The organism is Micromonospora sp. NPDC049903, from assembly GCF_044460945.1.
Lineage (GTDB): Bacteria > Actinomycetota > Actinomycetes > Mycobacteriales > Micromonosporaceae > Micromonospora.
Genome location: NZ_JBITKL010000013.1, coordinates 123,178 through 141,434, shown reverse-complemented (window position 1 = coordinate 141,434; position 18,257 = coordinate 123,178). Strand labels below are relative to the sequence as shown.

9 protein-coding genes are annotated in these 18,257 nt (G+C 68.7%); 4 read left to right on the top strand and 5 right to left on the bottom strand.

Going from position 1 to position 18,257, the window contains the following annotated elements:
• Nucleotides 1-3: 3 nt before the first annotated feature.
• Complete coding sequence (locus ACIBO1_RS20535; RefSeq protein ID WP_396748771.1) at nucleotides 4-11,883, bottom strand: hypothetical protein; 11,880 nt, start codon at nucleotides 11,881-11,883, stop codon at nucleotides 4-6.
• 293 nt (nucleotides 11,884-12,176) lie between these two features.
• Nucleotides 12,177-12,488, bottom strand: coding sequence for a GNAT family N-acetyltransferase (locus ACIBO1_RS20530; RefSeq protein WP_396748769.1), 312 nt, complete (start codon nucleotides 12,486-12,488; stop codon nucleotides 12,177-12,179).
• Nucleotides 12,489-12,799: 311 nt separating this feature from the next.
• On the opposite strand from ACIBO1_RS20530, the gene ACIBO1_RS20525 reads away from it, so the two are divergent.
• The 3 genes from ACIBO1_RS20525 to ACIBO1_RS20515 are packed head-to-tail and all read left to right on the top strand — an operon-like array spanning nucleotide 12,800 to nucleotide 15,085.
• Nucleotides 12,800-13,846: an AAA family ATPase gene (locus tag ACIBO1_RS20525; RefSeq protein WP_396748766.1), complete on the top strand. Its 1,047-nt coding sequence runs from the start codon at nucleotides 12,800-12,802 to the stop codon at nucleotides 13,844-13,846.
• A gap of 49 nt (nucleotides 13,847-13,895) precedes the next feature.
• Complete coding sequence (locus ACIBO1_RS20520; RefSeq protein ID WP_396748764.1) at nucleotides 13,896-14,423, top strand: hypothetical protein; 528 nt, start codon at nucleotides 13,896-13,898, stop codon at nucleotides 14,421-14,423.
• Entirely contained in the window at nucleotides 14,345-15,085 is a 741-nt protein-coding gene (locus tag ACIBO1_RS20515; RefSeq protein WP_396748761.1) for a LuxR C-terminal-related transcriptional regulator, read from the top strand. The genes ACIBO1_RS20520 and ACIBO1_RS20515 overlap by 79 nt, the downstream gene beginning before the upstream one ends.
• Before the next feature lie 62 nt (nucleotides 15,086-15,147).
• Here the strand turns inward: ACIBO1_RS20515 and ACIBO1_RS20510 are convergent, their stop codons facing one another.
• From ACIBO1_RS20510 to ACIBO1_RS20500, 3 genes are all read right to left on the bottom strand, one after another.
• Nucleotides 15,148-16,089: a DUF5996 family protein gene (locus ACIBO1_RS20510; RefSeq protein ID WP_396748758.1), complete on the bottom strand. Its 942-nt coding sequence runs from the start codon at nucleotides 16,087-16,089 to the stop codon at nucleotides 15,148-15,150.
• Between the two features lie 176 nt (nucleotides 16,090-16,265).
• The gene (locus ACIBO1_RS20505; protein WP_396748755.1) at nucleotides 16,266-16,667 is read right to left on the bottom strand and encodes a Rid family hydrolase; all 402 of its coding nucleotides are present in this window, start codon (nucleotides 16,665-16,667) and stop codon (nucleotides 16,266-16,268) included.
• A gap of 73 nt (nucleotides 16,668-16,740) precedes the next feature.
• Nucleotides 16,741-17,466 carry a flavodoxin family protein gene (locus ACIBO1_RS20500; protein WP_396748753.1) on the bottom strand — a complete coding sequence of 242 codons (726 nt, stop codon included), beginning with the start codon at nucleotides 17,464-17,466 and terminating at the stop codon, nucleotides 16,741-16,743.
• Between the two features lie 191 nt (nucleotides 17,467-17,657).
• On the opposite strand from ACIBO1_RS20500, the gene ACIBO1_RS20495 reads away from it, so the two are divergent.
• On the top strand, nucleotides 17,658-18,215 hold the full coding sequence (locus ACIBO1_RS20495; protein ID WP_396748751.1) for a dihydrofolate reductase family protein: 558 nt from the start codon (nucleotides 17,658-17,660) through the stop codon (nucleotides 18,213-18,215).
• The last annotated feature ends 42 nt before the right edge of the window (nucleotides 18,216-18,257 follow it).

The window sequence follows — 18,257 nt, the reverse complement described above, 5'->3', positions numbered from 1 at the left end:
GCCTCAACAGCTGGCGAGCGTCTCGGTCAGCACCTCCAACAGTTGCCCATGTGCCGGCGCCGGACCGTCGATCCACCCAGGAATTCCGTTCACCGAGACCAGGTCACGCAACTCGTCCATCCGGGGAATCCAGTACGTCCGGTGTTCCGGGTTCGCCTCGCAGCAGGCCACCTCCTCCAACGCCTTCCCCCAGGCACCCACGGGCCATGGCTTCTCGGCCTGCTCCACGGTCATTCCCAGCGCAGTGGTCACCGCACCGAACACGGTCGCGTTCCACCTGCCGTCATCGACTCGCCCCCGCTGCTCACCGAGCACCCCCGCAGCCAGGAGCCTTGCCCGATCACGAGCTCGCGGGTCCAGATACATCAGCCGCAGCAGCCGGTCGTCCCAGGGCTTGCGGTGCGCCGGATCGGGCTTCGGCTCCAGATAGTCAAGAGCGAAGGTCACCGACAACGGCCCCCGCACCCCGTCGAACGGCTCCACCGCGTACGGCCCCAACGCCATCGGAGCGCGATACCGGGAGTCGGCCGGATCGACCGCGCGGCTGTTCTCCCCCACCATGTCAAGAATGGTCGTGAAGACCGGCAGCAACCGGTTGGCCGGATCCTGTTCACCCAGTTGCACCAGTTCCTGCCGGATCTGCGGATGCAGCAGATCGCCGGTGTTCTCACGGAGGAAACTCTCCGCCGCCGGCCAGTCGGGCTGCGCCAACCACTGCGTCAGCACCTCGGAATCGGCGCGCTGCACCGCATTCGACGACACCTCACCGGCGGCTGCGAACGAGGCCATGCTGAACGCCCGGGCCGACCAGTGCACCACCCCATCCGGACCGACAACCTGCCACCTCGCATCGGGACCCGCACCATCCGGACCGATCACCGGCAACCCGTAACGACCGACCACCGTCGTCACCTCGGAGACCAGCCCCGTCGCCACTACCAGCGGCTGCTGTCGACGGCGGCCGAACTGCAACAACACCATGCCGAGGGCAGACAGCACCGCACTGCGTGGCCCCAGGCCCTCGCCCGCATCGACCACCACCACCGGACGCGCAGACGACCGCGCCGCCGCCACCACCGCCGAAGCCTGCGACCACTCCCGCCACCGAGCCATCTCACCCACCACCACCACACCCCGGTCGTCGGCTACCCCACGGCGACCACGGCCGACCGACACCTCGGCGACAGCGGCACTCTCGTGAACGGCTGCCGCCGACTGAGCGCTCACGGGCGGGCCGAGCGAGACTGGCTCCTCACGAGGATTTACTCGGCCGCCGTCGTGCTCAGGCCAGTCGTCGGAGACCATCAGGTAGTTGGGATCACGCCACCCATCCACCACCACCGGGCCTACGGCAGCCGGGGTAAGAGCCGGATAGGGGTACGCGACCATGGCCTTTCGACCATCACGCCACCGCACCCATACCGTGGTCGCGTCGAACCGATACGCCACCACGGCCTGCGGCGATCTTCCACCGATCCGCTGCCCGAAATACACCATGAGCTTGTCGACTGACATCTGACCTGCGGCACTGATCGTGCCGAGCCGGGCCGGCGTCGCCTGCTCACTCGGCTCCTGCGGCCAGCCCTCCACGACCACCGGCTTCCGTTCCGCCGGATCGAAGACCGGGTACGGGAACGTGACCGTGGCCTTTCGACCATCGGGCCACCGCACCCACACCGTCGTCGCGTCCACCGTGTAGTCGACCGTGGCATCGGGATAGCGCTCCCCGATACGCACGAACCGGTTGTTCGCCTTCAGAGTCTTCTGTTTCAGGGCGGCGCGGATGAACCGCGCCGACGGATCCGGTTGGCGTGACCAGCCGTCCTCCACCACTGGACCGACAGCAGCCGGATCGAAGACCGGGAACGGATAGGAAACCATGACCTCTGTGCCACCAGGTGAACGCGCCCACACCGTCGTCGCGTCGTACCGATACTCGACCTCATCCCCGGCCGCGAAGTGTGCGCCCAGCGACACGCGGCGGCCGTCGAGACGCAGCTGGCCACCGCTGTCCGGCCTGCCGGAACGAGTTGCCGCCGCCAGGTCACCCGGCTGCTGCGGCCAGCCCTGCGCCAGGGTCGGCACGGCACCACTCGTGCCGAAAGTCGGGTTCGGGTAAACGACCATGGCCTCGTCGCCATCCGGCAGCCGTACCCATACCGTCTTGTCGTCAGTCCAGTACTCGACGGTGCCGCTGCCGTGCCTCGATCTCAGCTGCACGACGCGACCCTGGATGGTCAATTTTCCGTTGCGGAGTTCGCCGGTGGCCGCTGCCTCCTCCGGAGGCGGCCAGCCCGCCCAATTCACCGCCGGCCGGACGGTCGCGTTCAGCGGCTCGTCCGAATCCATCGAGACGGGCAACGATGTCGCCGGGCCGCCGTCCCACTCGGGCGAGCGGTCAGAGGACATCAACAAGTTGGGATCACGCCAACCATCCACCAGCACCGGGCCCGCAGCAGCGGGATCGAAGACCGGGTACGGGAATGTGACCATGGCCCTCCGACCATCACGCCACCGCACCCACACCGCCGTCGCATCGAATCGCAAGCCGACCAAGCCCTCGGTCGACGTCCCATCGATTGTCTCTCCCAGCGCAATCGTGCGCCCGTCCACAGACAGATGACCGCCGTGCGTCACGGTGCCGCGCCGGGCCGTCGCTGCCCCTGGGCCCGGTTCCCGCGGCCAGCCCTGCACCACCACCGGCTCCGCACCGATCGGATAGAAGGCCGGGTACGGAAAGGTGGCCATCGCCTGTCTGCCATCCGGCAGAGTCAGCCACACCGTCGTCGCGTCGAACGCGTACAGGACCTGCGCATCGGGGTACTTCTCATCCCCGAACTTGACCCGCCGGTCGTTGACCCACAGTTCTCCTCGTGACAGCTTGCCGGTGCCCCACTCCGTCGTCGCGTCCGGCTGTCGTGGCCAGCCATCCTCCACCGCAGGTCCGGCAGCAGCCGGGATGAGGGCCGAATACGGATAGGTGGCCATGGCCCTTTTTCCACCCGGCAGAGCGAACCACACCGTGGTCGCGTCATACCGGTACTCCACCTCGGTATGACGGTATCTACCCACCGACACCTTGCGGCCGTCGATGACAAGTCGACCCGCACTATTCGTCAAGCCGCGCCGAGCGGCCGTCGCCTGCGTGCTCGGCTCCCGTAGCCAATCCTGAACGAACGTCGATCTCACGCCGGGCGGGCCGAACACCGATTGTGGGTAGACGACCATGAATCGATCACCGTCCGGCAGAAGCACCCACACGGTGGTGTCGTCGGTCCAGTACTCGGCCCAGACGTTGGCGTACCTCGACTTCGTCCGCACCTCACGGCCCATCACCATCAGGGTGCCGGTGGTAGAGAGCCTGCCGGCGGACGCCGTCTCCTTCGGCGGCTGCCACCGCTCCTCACTCAGCTGACTCGGCTCGCCAACCACTGCTTCCGCGTCGCCCACTCCCACAGCCGACACTGCCGGGGCATCCGCCATCGATAGATCAGCCGGACTCACCATGGACATGGCGGCTGGGTCCATCGTGCCGCCCAGACCCGTAGAAGCGGAGGACACGATCTCGCCGCCCTGCCACATACGGTCCCAGTAGTCGTCGTCCTGGCGAAGCACGTCGAACGACACCGGATCCTCAGCCGGGTCCACCGGACTACCGTCCCAGTCGAGCAGGCCGTCCGGGCCCACCGGGTCGTCCATCAGATGGTTGGGGTCGCGCCAGCCATCGACCTGCACCGGCCCCACATCGGCCGGGTCGAAAGCCGGGTAGGGGTAGGTCACCTGGGCCTTCTGGCCATTGCGCCCACGCACCCACACCGTCGTCGCGTCGAACCGGTAGGCGACCGGACCCGGGGGCACGCTGTCAGCGAGCTGCCGCAACTCCACCCGACGCCCACCGATGTGGAGCCGCCCGCTTCGCCCCACTGTGCCGAGCCGGGCCGCCGTCGCCTGCTCGCCCGGCTCCCGCGACCAGCCCTGCTCCACCACCAGTCGCCCCGCTGTCGGGTCGAAGACCGGATACGGGTACATCGCCAGCACCTCAGTGCCATCGGTCCGGCGCACCCACAACGTATCCGCCTCAGACCAGACATCGACGTCGCCGTCCCGCAAGATCCTCCCCAACTGGACGAGACGGCCGTCCACCCGTAGTCGTCCATTCGACAGCCGGTGAGAGCCGACCTTCGCCGTCGCGGTGGGCTCCCACGGCCAGCCCTCCGCCACCGCCTGCCCGGCGTAAGCCGGATCGAAGACCGGAGATGGGTATGCGACCATGGCCTTCCGGCCATCACGCCACCGAAACCACACTGTGGTCGCGTCGTACGTGTACTCGACCGTCCCAGCTGGAAAACTTCTCAAGGACCCGAGCTGCACGCGTCGGCCGTCCACCTCGATGCGCCCCGCCGACAGCGTGGCGGTGTCGAACTCCGCCGTCACACTCGGCTGCAGGGGCCAGCCCCGAACCACCTCCGGTCCGACGGCAGCCGGGTCGAACGTGGGGGACGGATAAGTGAGCATGGCCTTCCGGCCATCTTGCGAGCGCACCCACACCGTCGTCGCGTCGTACCAATACTCGACCACGGACCTGGCCGCGATGCCTACGCGTAGCCCGACCCGGTGATTGTCGACGACAAGTTCCTGCTCGACGTTCAGAGTGCCGGTCCGAGCCACCGTCCACTCACTCGGCGGCGACGGCCAGCCCTGCTCCACTCTCGGGCGGACGCCACTCGAGCGGAAGACCGGGTTCGGATAGACGACCATTACCTGCTCGTCACCCGGCAGACGCACCCACACGGTCGTACCATCAGCCCAGTAGTCGACCCTGACATCGCCGTAGTGCGACCTCACCCACACATCGCGGCCCCTGACCGGCAGTCTCCCGGAGCTGATCTTGCGGTTAGACGGTGCCCCCTCCGGCGGCTGCCATCGATCCCGCACCTGATCCGGCACCGCTTCCTCGTCACCCACCGCAGGCACTACCGAGGCATCCGCCATCACCAGATCGAGCGGATTCACCAACAGACGGGTCGGACCCATCGTCCCGCCCAGATCCACCGGGGCCGACGGCACTTCCGCACCGCCAAGCCACATGCCATCCCAGAACTCGTCATCTTCGAGAGGCCCATCGAACGACAACGGATCCTCAGCCGGGTCCACCGGACTTCCGTCCCAGTCCAGCAGACCGTCCGGGCCCACCGGGTCGTCCATCAGATGGTTGGGATCGCGCCAGCCATTGACGATGACCGGCCCTGCAGTCCCCGCGTCAAAGGCTGCGTAGGGGTAGGTCACCTGGGCCTTCTTGCCGTTGCGCGCCCGCACCCACAGCGTGGTCGCGTCATATCGGTAAGCGACCGGACCTGAGGGCAGATCGCCACTGGCCAGTCCGCGTAGATGTACTTGACGCCCGTCGACCTGCAGCCGCCCGGTCTTGTCGATCGTGCCGAGACGGGCCGCCGTTGCCTGCCCGTCAGGCTCGCGCGACCAGTCCTCCTTCACCACCGCTCGCCCGGCGGTGGGGTCGAAGATCGGGTACGGATAGGTGGCCATGACTTCTCGGCCGTCAGGCCAGCGCGCCCACACCGTGTCCGCGTCGGACCAGAGCTCGACAAACCCGTCCGGATAGTTCACGCCCAGCGGCACGACTCGGTTGTTCAGCCGCAGACGTCCGTTCGACAACAGACTGAAGCTGGAATTCGCGGTCACACCGGGAAATCGCGGCCAGCCCTCCACCACAGCCCGGCCCGCACTCGCCGGATCGAGAACCGGTTTCGGGTACGCCACCATGGCCTGCCTGCCGTCCGGCAGACGCACCCACACCGTCGTGTCGTCGAACGTGTACTCGATCGTGGTGTCCGGGAATCTCCTCAGTCCGAGATCGATGCGTCGGAAGTTCACCCAGAAGCGCCCTGCCGAGAGCTTGGTGGTGTCGAACTCCGCCGTCGGGCTCGGTTGGCGGGGCCAGCCCTCCACGACCTCCGGCCCGGCTGCGGCCGGGTCGAAGACCGGGTACGGAAACACGACCATGACCCTGCTGCCATCCGGCGTACGCACCCACACCGTCGTCGCGTCATACCAATACTCCGCCTCGGATTTCGCCGGGACGCGCTTGGCAAGCTCGATCCTGCGGCCGTCGATGGTGAGCGCACCATTGGCAGTCACAGTGCCGGTCCGAGCCACCGCCAGGTCACTGGGCTGCCGCAGCCAGCCCTCCAGGACTCTCGGTCTGACGCTCATCGACGTGAAGACCGGATTCGGGTAGACGATCATGACCTTCTTGTCATTCGGCAGACGCACCCAGGCGGTCGTACCGTCAGCCCAGAAGTCAACCGTGACGCCGCCGACCCGCGACCCCATCCGCACGTCGCGGCCCCTGACCGACAGATTTCCGTTGCGGAGCTTGCCGACGGACGGAGCCTCCCGCGGCGGCTGCCACCGCTCATCCCTCGGCTGACTCGGCTCGCCGACCACCGTTTCCGCGTCGCCCACACCCGCCGCCGGCGCTGTCGGGGCGTCCGCCATCGATAGGTCAGCCAGACTCACCACGGACATGGCGGCCGGGTCCATCGTGCCGCCCGGATCCGTAGGGGCGGAGGACGCGGTCTCGCCGCCCTGCCACATACCGTTCCAATAGTCGTCGTCCTGGCGAAGCACGTCGAACGACACCGGATCCTCAGCCGGGTCCACCGGACTTCCGTCCCAGTCCAGCAGGCCGTCCGGGCCCACCGGGTCGTCCATCAGATGGTTGGGGTCGCGCCAGCCCTGCACCAGCACCGGACCCGCGGTACCCGGATCGAAGGCCGCGTAGGGGTAGGTCACCTGGGCCTTCCTGCCATTGCGCGCCCGCACCCACACCGTCGTCGCGTCATACCGGTAGGCGACCAGACCCGGGGTCAGTTCGCCGCCGACCTGCCGTAGTTCTACCCGACGCCCACCGACCTGGAGCCGTCCGTTGTGCTCCAACGTGGTGAGCCGGGCCGCCGTCGCCTGCCCGCTCGGCTCACGCGGCCAGCCCTGCACGACCACTGGCCGCCCGGCGGTCGGGTCGAAGACCGGATACGGATACGTGGCCATGACCTTTCTGCCATCGGTCCAACGCACCCACAACGCATTCATGTCAGACCAGAGCTCGACTGTCGCATCCGGGTAGCTCGTTCCTATCCGCACAACGCGGTTGTCCACCCGCAATCGTCCCTTCGACAGCCGACCCGAGCTGAGCTTCGCCGTCGCACTGGGCTCCCACAGCCAGCCCTCCACCACCACCCGTCCCGCACCGGCCGGATCGAAGATCGGAGATGGGGACGTGGCCATGGCGGTGCTGCCGTCCGGCCACCGCACCCACACCGTCGTCGCGTCATACGTGTACTCGACCTCGACATCCGGAAATCTCTTCGATCCCAGATCCACCCGTCGGTTGTTCACCCAGAGGCGTCCGCCCGACAGCTTGGTGGTGTCGAACTCCGCCGTCAGGCTCGGCTGCCGGGGCCAACCTGCCACCACCTCCGGTCCGGCGGCAGCCGGGTCGAACGTCGGGTACGGATACGCGACCATGGCCTCACGGCCATCCTGCGACCGCACCCACACCGTCGTCGCGTCGTACCGATACTCGACCTCGGCCTTGGCCGCGATATGTCCGCGCAGCGCTACCCGGCGATTGTCGACGACCAGGTCTTGCTGGGCGGTCACCGTGCCGGTCCGGACCGCCGCCAGCTCACTCGGCTGCCGGAGCCAGCCCCGCAGGACTCTCGGTTTGTCGCTACTCGGGCTGAAGATCGGGTTCGGGTAGACGACCATCACCCGCTCGTCACCCGGCAGCCGTACCCACACCGTCGTGCCGTCGGCCCAGTAGTCGACTGTGGCGCCCGCGTGACTCGATCTCAACCGCACGTCGCGGCCCTTGACCGGCAAGTTCCGGTTGCGGATCTTGCCGGTGGACGGTGCGCTCTGCGGCGGCTGCCACGGATCCTCGCGTAGTCGACTCGGCTCGTCATCGCTGGCTTCCGCGTCGCTCACACTCGCCGCGGGTGTTGCGGGGGCATCCATCGGGACGGGCAGTGACTCCTCCTCATTGCCGTGCCACACGTCCGCCCGGAACTCCTCGTCCCGGCGAAGCACATCGAGCGAGACCGGGTTCTCACCCCGATCCGCCGGACCACCATCCCAGTCGTCAGAGACCATCAGGTAGTTGGGATCACGCCAACCATCCACCACCACCGGGCCTGCAGCAGCCGGGGCAGCAGCCGGATAGGGAAAGGTGACCATGGCTTTCCGGCCATCACGCCACCGCACCCACACCGTCGTCTCGTCAAACCGGTACGCGACCGGCCCCTGGGACGATGTCCCACCGATCTTCTTCCCGAAGTACAGGAGGAGCCGGTCGACTGAGATCTGGCCGACGGCACTGACTGTGCCGAGCCGGGCCATCGCCGCCTGCGCGCTCGGTTCCCGTGGCCAGCCCGCCTCCACCTCCGGCTTACGGTCGGCCGGGTCGAAGACGGGATAGGGATAGGTGACCATGACTTTCCGACCATTGGCCAAACGCACCCATACGGTCGTCGCGTCGTACGCGTAGTCGAGCGGGCTGTCGGGGTACTTCCTCCCCAACTGCACGACACGGTTGTTGACACGCACCTGTCCCTGCACCAGCTTGCTGCTTCTGAATTCCGCGATCGCGTTCGGCTGCTGGGGCCAGCCCTCCACCATCAGCGGTCCCGCAGCCGCCGGGTCGAAAATCGGATACGGGTAGGTGACCATGACTTCCCGGCCGTCCTGCGAACGCACCCACACCGTCGTCGCGTCATACCGGTACTCGACCTCGGCCTTGGCCTCGAGGTGACCGGCCAGCAGCACGACGCGGCCGTCGACAGCGAGCCGCTTCTGCCTGTCCAGAGTGCCGGGACGAGCCGCCGCCGCGAGCCCACTCGGCTGCCACTCCCAGCTTCCGATCACGGTTGATTGATCGTAACCGGAGCCGAAGACTGGATTCGGATAGACGACCATGGCCTTTCTGCCATCCGGCAGTAGGACCCACAGCCTCGTATCGTCAGCCCAGTACGTGACCTCGGTATCGCCGTACGTGGTGGGCAGCCGCACCGAGCGGCCCTTCACGCTCATCGTGCCGCTATGGAGCATTGCGGAGGACGCGGCCTCCTGTGGAGGTATCCAGCCATCGCCCCTCAGCCGACTCGGCTCGCCACTGCCCACCGGCACCACCGTCGCCTGCAGTGATTCGTCCAGCTCCATCGGACCGCCGCCCGGCTCGGGCCAGTTGTCAGAGACCATCAGGTAGTTGGGGTCACGCCAACCATCCACCACCACCCGACCCGCTGCCGCCGGACCGAATACCGGATGCGGGTAGGTGACCATGACCTTCCGGCCATCACGCCACCGCACCCACACCGTCGTCTCGTCAAACCGGTACGCGACCTGACTTCTGATGGAGCTTTCATCCTGTGTCGGCCACAACGGAACATCCCGCCCGTCGACATCCAATCCGCTGTCACCGGCGGTCCCGAGCCGGGCCATTGCCGCCGTGCCGCTCGGTTCCCGCGGCCAGCCCTCCTCCACCACCGGGCTGGCACCAGCCGGGTAGAAGGCCGGGTATGGATAGGTGACCATGATCTGCTGTCCACGCGACAAGATGAGCCACACCGTCGTCGCGTCATACGTGTACCGGACATCGGCATCGGCATCGGCATCGGAGTAGACGTCGGACCCGAGAACCACTCGGCGGTGGTTCACCCAGAATCGACTCCCCGACATCTTGCCGCTGTGCCACGTGGCCGTCTCGCCCGGTTCGCGTGACCAGCCCGCCTCCGTCACCGGCCCGGCCGCCGCCGGGTCGAAGACCGGATGTGAATGGGTAGCCATGATCTTTCTGCCGTCGGGCAGCAGCAGCCACACTGTCGTCGCGTCGTACCGGTACTCGACCTCAGTCCCGCCGAGGCCGTTCAGCGTTATCCGGCGACCGTCTACGGAGAGCCGACCCTTGCTATCCGGAATGCCCCGCCGAACGGCCGTCGCCTCCACGCCGGGTACCCGCCGCCAGCCCTCAACAATTCTCGTTCTGGTGCCACGCAGACCAAAGACCGGGTGCGGGTAGACGACCATGACCCGACCGCCATCCGGCAGCTGCACCCACACCCTCGTGTCGTCGGTCCAGTATCCGACCGTGGTGCTACGGCTCACCGGCCTCAGCTTCACGAGGCGGCCCATCACCGCCAGTTTCCCGGTGGTGGAGAGCGTGCCGACAAACGCCGCTCTCTGCGGGGGCTGCCAGTGCTTGTCCGAGTCGAGGACCGGCAGAGAGACCGGATCGACCACCGGCAGAAGGGCCGGATCCACCGTCGCGTCCACGTCCATCGGGCCTGGCAGCGAGGCCCGGTCGCCGACCCACATACCCTCCCAGAATTCGTCGTCCTGACGAAAGTCTTCGCCCGGCATCCCGCTGCCCCCACGCAGCCGAGCCCGCCATTCACCGTCGACCAGGCGAAAGTCCCCGGTCCGCTCGTGGGTCTCCGGATGCAGGCCGTGGACGCCCGTCCCATCGACAAGCACCGGCACAACGAGCCAACCCGGACCACCGTCCCTCCACTGCCGCACCCTGATCTGACTGACCAGACCGATCTCAGTCGCCTCGACCCGGAAGTCAGCCGCGATCCTGGTGAGTTCGGTGATGCGGGCGCGCAGCCGGGCGATCTCCGCCTGCAGGGTTCGCTCCCGCCCGGTCAGGCCGGCAGCCTCAGCCGAGGCTGCCGCACTCCCCGCGTCCCTGTCCGCTTCGGTTGTCACCATCTCAGAGCGCAGCTTTGTCAGCTCACCGGAGCGTTCGATCAACATTCGACGCAACTCGGCGAGACGAGGTCGCACCACGTCGGAGACCTGACCGGACGCCGGAGCGGATCGGGCCTGCGCGATGATCGATTCTGTCGCCCTGGCTGGTCGAAGGCGCACACCACCGCTGTCCAGCAGCACCGCCGTGAGGCCGCCGCGCAGCGCGGTCAACCGTCGGTCGTCGATCGATCCGATGAGGGTTCCCGCACCCTGTGACTCCAGCGCCCCGATCCACCGCACCTCCGCGCCGTCCCCGAGCAGCCACGCCACCGTCGGTGCCCCACCGGGCTGCCGGATCCACGTCAGGGCGGCCGAACCCGGGTTGTCTCGCAGAGCGTCGAGCAACACGGTGGCGTCCACCGCCTCCGGGGCCTCACCGACCACCTCCGGCAACTCCGAGACGGCGACCGGCAGCACCCGCCGCACCAGCTCCGCCGCCTGCGTTCGGGTGCCGGCCCACCCGAGGTGGACAGCGGCCGCCAGGGACCCTGGCGGGATCGCTACCCGCAAGCCCTGCTGAATCCTCGCCAGGTCGGCCAACACGCCGTCCAGCCGCCGCCGACCCGGTTCTTCGCCCGCCACGACACGCGCGTACGCCGCCTGCACCACCGCCCGTCCCGCGACCTGCGACCACGGCAACACGCGTACCGCGTCGGCGTCCGTCCACGACGACTCCCGACCATCCACGCCGACCGGAACGATCTGAGGCGAACGGGCACTGCCCACCGGCACCTGCACCTGCATCCGGTACAGATCGGCCAGGCCGCCCAGTGCCTCCGGGTCATCCGGAAGCGGGCGTGCTCCCGTCGCCCAACGATCGACGTCTCCCGGGACCAGCACCATCGCATCGGTAAAGGGCTGACTGCGCAGATGGTCCAACCCCACCGCCGAACGCGGCGACTCCTCGATGAGATGCACCAGCGTGCCGTCGGCCGGTGGTGGCGTGGCAATCGACACAGCCAACGCAGTCGAGTGGCGTTCCTGGGTCATCGCTCCGGTCAACACGAACCGGCCAGGTACGACCATGATCTCTTTGCAGACGTTCCCGCCGCGCACCAGGTACCTCGCCTCATCGCCGTCATCACCGGAGCGGCGTGACGCCGGTACGCCTCCCCACCGACCAACATGACATCCCTCGGCCGGACCGCCGAAAGTCCCCATTCGGGCCACCAGGTCGTCCCCGGCAACGCCGGGAGCTGTGTCGACAAGGGACACATATGCCTGATGGGCGCCGCCCGGCGCACGGACCGGACAGTGGGCGGTCTCGGCAGACCGAACAGTGGCTTCAGGCGGACGGCTCCTGCCAGGGATCGACGACGCCGATCCCCGTGTCGGTGAAGCCCTTGGTGTTACGGGTGGCGAGGGTGGCTGCGGGACTGGTACACCAGGTCCTGGTAATCGGGATGCCGGGCGATCCACCCCGCGATGAACGGGCAGGTCGGCAACACCAACAGACCCGCGGCGCGGGCCTCGTCCAGGCCGGCACGGGCCAGGGCAGCCCCCACTCCCCTGCCCTCGTACTGACGCGAGACCTCCGTGTGCACGAACGCAATCAACTCCGCGGTACGGATGTACTGCGCGAAACCCGCAACCGCAGACTCACCTTCCACCCGAGCCTCGTACCGGTTAGCTTCGGGAACATCCTTCACATTCACTGCCATACGTCCTCCAGTATTCGGTGCGGGCCGGCTACGAGCAGTGACACCACGTCACCAGCGTTCGTGACACCGCGTCACTGACGCCTCGGACCTGTCTGCGCTGTCATGGGTGACGCGCCCGACACGGTCGAGCGCGAACGGACCGATCCGCCGGGAGAAGCAGCGGTACGGCCGGAAAGGGGTCACGGATCGAGTGTGCCGCAGTGTGGCCGACGCGGTGTCGGTCGATCGGTCGTCCGCGATGGGGCAGACCGGGCTATAGCCTTGAAAACGGCGGTGCCATCACGGCCGGGCGCGACATTCTGGGGTGGGACATGGAGCTGTTCGGACGGCGCGCCGAGACCGCGGTGCTGGACCGGCTGCTGGATCGGGCGGCGGATCGCGCGGGTTCCGGGCTCGTGCTGTGGGGTGAGCCGGGCATCGGCAAGACCGCTCTGCTGGAGTACGCCGTCGAGGCGGCGTCCGACGCGACGGTGTTGCGGTGTCGGGGCACCCGGATGGAGGCAGGGCTCGCGTTCGCGGCGCTGCACGAACTGCTGTGGCCGGTGTTGGATCGGCTGGAGACGCTCGCGGTCCCGCAGGCTGCGGCGTTGCGGGGTGCGTTGGGCCTGAGCCGGGACCCGGCCAACCGTTTCCTCATCGGTGCCGCCGTGCTGTCGTTGCTGTCCGGCCTGGCGCGGGAGCGACCGGTGCTGATCGTGGTGGACGACGCGCAGTGGGTCGACGAGGCGAGCGCGCACTGCCTCGGGTTCGTCGCTCGTCGAGTGGCGACGGAGCCCGTCGCGGTGCTGCTGACCGGACACGAGGATCCTGCCTCGGGGCCGTGGGAGGGGCTGCCGACGTTGGAGATCGGCGGTCTGGCCGACGACGACGCCCGCCGGCTCGTGAGCGCCGTCGTGCCGGGGGCCGACGCGACGCTCGTCGAGCGGACGGTGCAGGCGGCGGGAGGCAACCCGTTGGCGCTGCACGAGCTGCCCGGCCTCGATCACGAGACCGACGGCGAGGCGACGCTGTCGCCGTCCGGGAACACGGTGTCGGTGGGGCCACGGTTGCGGCGGGCATTCCGCGCACGGTTCGAGGCCCTGAAGCCGTCGACCCGGGCGTTGCTGCTGGCTGCCGCCCAGGGTCGGGGCGACCGGCACGTGGTGCACCGGGCGGGGGCCGGTTGGGGCGTCGACACCGCCACCTGGGACGCGGCCCTGCGCTCGGGTCTGCTCCGCGCCTCGGGTGCCCGCCTGGAGTTCCGGCATCCGCTGATCCCGGCAGCCGTCCACGACGGTTCCCCCTTCTCGGATCGGCAGGCGGCGCATCGGGCGCTGGCCGAGGCTCCGCCGCGGGACGCCACCATGGAGCGGGCCTGACCGGCTGCGGGCCGTGGACGCCGACGGTGACGCGACGATGTCGGGGCTGATGCCCGTGCTGCGGAACTGGTGGTCCTGCTACGACCTGAGCGGCGAGCTTCCCCCGCCGTCCCCGGAGCTGGCCAGCGATGCCGTCGGTCGGCTCGGTACGGTCGCGTGGGAGTTGCTTCCGCCCGTACCGTTGGCCCAGGTCTGGGGCGTGGAGGCTCGGCTGCTCGACGTGCTGCGCGTGCAGGCCGCACAGCTGCGACGTCGACACGAGCTCACTGCGTTGGCGCTGGTGTTGGCGCAGATCGCGGTCCTGGACACGGCGGCGGGCCGGTGGGGTGCAGCCGAGGTGGCGGCGGCCGAGGGCCTGCGGTTGGCCGAGGAGGTCGGGGTGGCGCACCTCGCCACGCAGAGCCGCAGCTGCCTGGGCGTACTGGCTGCGGCCCGGGCGACCATCGCGCCGTCGACGAGCACACCAGTCGGATCCTGCAGGTCTCGGTGCCGCGTGGGGTGCGGGCGCTCAGTGCATCGGCGTACTGGCTTCGTGGCCGGGCGGCGCTGTTCGAGGGTCGTCCGCAGGAGGCGCTGAGCGACCTGTTGTGCCTCGTCGAGTCGGGCCACGAGGCATCCCATGCCACCTTCGCGTTGCTCGCCGCCGTGGACACCGTCGAAGCGGCGGTGCAGGTCGGTGACGGCGACGTCGCCGAGTCTCAGATCGCCATGGTGCAGGAGTGGGCGCAGCGGTCAGGGGCGACCTGGGCCCGCGCGGCTGGTCATCGTCTCCGGGCCCTCGTCCAGGGCGGCTCGGCGGCCGAGGTCTCGTTCCGAGCCGCCCTGGACGTCGCAGGAGCGGGGGCGCAGCCGTTCGAGTACGCCCGCACCCGGTTGCTGTACGGGGAGTGGCTGCGGCGGGCACGTCGCCGGGCCGACGCCCGTACTCAGCTGGTCGCCGCAGCCGAGACCTTCGACCGCCTGGGCGCGGGCCCCCTGCGGGGGCGGGCGCTGCGCGAGCTGGCGCTGACCGACCGGCGTGGGGCCGATCCTTCGACCGCTGCGGGGCTGACCGTGCAGGAGTTGCGGGTGGCGCAGTTGGCTGCGGACCGTCTGACCAACCGGGAGATCGCGGCGCAGCTGTTGATCAGTCCCCGTACGGTCGGCCACCACCTGGCCAACGTCTTTCCCAAGTTGGGCATCACCTCGCGTGCCGAGCTGGCCAGGATCGACTTCGACGGGGACCTGCGGCTCAGCTAGACCGCCGTGCGGTGCCGTGGACCGTTCGAGCCGCCGGTGGGTGCCGACACCAGCGGCGGTCGTCAGGGTGCGTCGGTGCGCTGCCAGCGCAGTGGGTCGTCTTCCAGCGCGGCGCGGTCCCAGTGCCCGAGGTTCGCGGCGGCCTCGTAGGTGGTGCGGAGGAACTCGGCGACCGCGCGGTCCGGATCCGGTGCCGCACGCGCCACTTCATATGGCAGCAGGAACTGCTGAAACTCGGTGCTGAAGAACGCGCCGTCGGGGCGGACCGGCTGTTCGGCGAACCCGTCAGGTGTGGGATAGGCATACGAGTAGAAGGCGCCCTCGACACCACCGCCGGGCCAGAACCCACAACTCGACAACTCGCGGGAGTAGCCCTCGACCATGACCCAGTCCCCACAGTTGGGCATCCCACCCGGGTGCGGCGGAGCCGACCGGCCGGAGAAGCGGGTGCAGGCGAGGTCCATCCCGCCCCAGAAGAAGTGCACCGGACTGACCTTGCCCACGAAGTGCGACCGGAACTCGCCGATCACCCGGTTCGCCTGCACCAGCTGTCGCCAGAACAGGGCCGCCGCCTCCCCCTCGTAGGAGGCGTGCTGGTGGTCCTCGGCGAACGGGATCGCCGGGTCGACCTCGTTGGGGCGCGGTCGGATCGGTGCCTCGATCCCGAGCTCGTCGAGCATGGCCATGACCCGCGAGTAGAACTCGGCGACCGGCATCGGCCGGAGCGGAAGGCTCCGCGTGCCGCCGTCGCTGCTGCGAACGTCGAGCCGGTGGCTGATGAAGTCGAACTCGATCTCGAAGGCTCCCGTCCCGTACGGGATGGCGGACGTCGTCAACCCGCGCGGGCTCACGTACAGCGTCACCTGCCACCAGTGATTAAGCAACGGGGCGTGCGCCATGCGGATCTTGCCCACGATCTGGGTCCACATGTGCAGGGTGTCGCGGGTGGCGGTCCAGTCCGAGACCCGCAGGCTCGGCCAGCTCGTCGTGTGCGGGCTTGTCATCGCTACTCACATCCTTGGCGCTGTCACGAGAGGGTGACGGTCGTCGTGGTCGGGTCCTCGGTTCGGCCGGCCGCACCCGTCGAGCGCACCCCGAGCGTAGGCGTGTCCGGTGGGTCCCACGTGGCGAACGCTGCGGCCTGCTCCGGATACCCGGTCGAACCAGGTGCACGGTCGGGCTAGCGCGGCAGGTCGAGCAGAACGACCGCGCCGATCTCCACGACCTGGCCCGGGAGCGCCAGTTCCACGATCCCGAAGGTCGTGCTCGTCGGCCGGTGGTCGCCGAAGTAGGCGCGGTGCGCGGCAGCGGCCGGGCCGAAGTTCTCCCGCAGGTCGGTGAGGATCACGGTGGTCTCGATGATCTGACGGCGAGTCGCGCCGAAGTGCTCCAGCACGCGGTCGAGGTGGGCGAAGGTCACCTCGCACTGCGTGTGGATGTCGTTCTCGCCCACGATGCCCTGGTCGTCGTGCGAGAGCTGGCCGGAGACGTAGACCGTGTCGCCGACCCGGAGCGCCTGGCAGTAGCCGTAGGCGGCCTCCCACGGGACGCCGTGGTCGAAGGTGTCACTGATCGTGACCATCGTCGTTCCCCATCCTGTTCGTGGTGTGTGACGGACGCGAGAGCCCGGTCGGTCCCGGTGGCCGGCCGTCGCGTCAGCGGTACTCGGGGTTCGCGGCGTCCGGATGAACTCCTGCGTCCCAGGCGGTGCGCTGGTTGCCGTAGGCCGGGAACCCGCCGGCGCGACGGATCATCGACGCGAGGTGCAGCAGGTTGTAGGTCATGAACGCGGTGTTGCGGTTGGTGAAGTCGTTCTCCGGCCCGCCGGAACCCTCGTCGAGGTAGGACGGCCCGGGGCCGACCTCACCGAGCCAACCCGCATCGGCCTGGGGCGGGACAGTGAAGCCGATGTGCTGCAAGCTGTAGAGGATGCTCATCGCACAGTGCTTCAGGCCGTCCTCGTTGCCGGTGAGCAGGCAGCCACCGACCCGCCCGTAATACGCGTACTGGCCCTGCTCGTTGAGGACACCCGAGTAGCCGTACAGCCGCTCGATCACCCGGCGGGTCACGGAACTGTTGTCGCCGAGCCAGATCGGACCCGCGATCACCAGGATGTCGGCCGCCAGCACCCGGGTCAGCAACGCGGGCCACTCGTCGGTGTCCCACCCGTGCTCGGTCATGTCGGGTCGTACGCCGGTGGCGATGTCGTGGTCGACGGCGCGAATCTGATCCACGCTGACACCGCTCGCCTCCATGATCGCCACACTGCGGTCGACCACCCCCTGAGTGTGACTACGGCCGGGAGACCGGTTCAGGGTGCAGTTGATGTACATCGCGCGCAGCCCGGTGAAGTCGGGCTTCTCGATCGCCGTCGCGGTCATGGGGTCCTTCCGTGTGGTCGGTCGTACCAGCGGACCGTCGCTCGGGTAGGCCCACGTCACGAGTGTCGGATGCTGCGGCCCGCGCCGGATCGGCCGGTCAATCGGTCGGTCCTGCGCGCGACTCGCCTCATGTGTGTCGCCGGACCGGAGTTCCCCGGGTGGGGCGATGTCCGGCGTTAGACTCGCCGGCCATGGGACTGCTCACCTTCAGCCTCAACCTCACCCTGGACGGTTGCGTCGACCACCAGGAGGGGATCGCCGACGACGAGACGCACGCCTTCTTCACCCGTCTCATGGACGAGGCCGGGGCCATGCTGTGGGGCCGCGTCACCTACGAGTTGATGGAGAGCGCCTGGCCGGCCGTCGCCCGCGGCGACGAACAGGCGCCGCCGGCCCTGCGTGAGTGGGCGGTCAAGCTGGAGGCCAAACCCAAGTACGTGGTGTCGTCGACGCGCCACCACTTCCCATGGGCCAACAGCCACCACATCGACGGCGATCTTCGTGAGGGCGTGCAGAGGCTCAAGGACACGACCCCGGCCGGGGTCCTGCTCGGAAGCGGCAAGCTCGCGACCGAACTCGACCGGCTGGACCTGATCGACGAGTACAAGCTGCTCATCCATCCCAGGATCGCCGGTCACGGCCCGACGCTTCACGAAGGCGGGCTGCCCGGCCCCCGCCGGCTCGAGTTGGTCTCGGCGCAGCCGCTCCACAGCGGCGTGGTGGCCATGCACTACCGCCGCGCGCACTGAGTGACACGGAGTCCATCGCCGCCAGGTCACCGGCAGCGTGGG

Coding starts and splice junctions, on each gene's coding strand:
- ACIBO1_RS20510 (WP_396748758.1), bottom strand. CDS start 16,089: ATGACAAGCCCGCACACGACGAGCTGGCCGAGCCTGCGGGTCTCGGAC.
- ACIBO1_RS20505 (WP_396748755.1), bottom strand. CDS start 16,667: ATGGTCACGATCAGTGACACCTTCGACCACGGCGTCCCGTGGGAGGCC.
- ACIBO1_RS20530 (WP_396748769.1), bottom strand. CDS start 12,488: ATGGCAGTGAATGTGAAGGATGTTCCCGAAGCTAACCGGTACGAGGCT.
- ACIBO1_RS20525 (WP_396748766.1), top strand. CDS start 12,800: ATGGAGCTGTTCGGACGGCGCGCCGAGACCGCGGTGCTGGACCGGCTG.
- ACIBO1_RS20520 (WP_396748764.1), top strand. CDS start 13,896: ATGCCCGTGCTGCGGAACTGGTGGTCCTGCTACGACCTGAGCGGCGAG.
- ACIBO1_RS20500 (WP_396748753.1), bottom strand. CDS start 17,466: ATGACCGCGACGGCGATCGAGAAGCCCGACTTCACCGGGCTGCGCGCG.
- ACIBO1_RS20495 (WP_396748751.1), top strand. CDS start 17,658: ATGGGACTGCTCACCTTCAGCCTCAACCTCACCCTGGACGGTTGCGTC.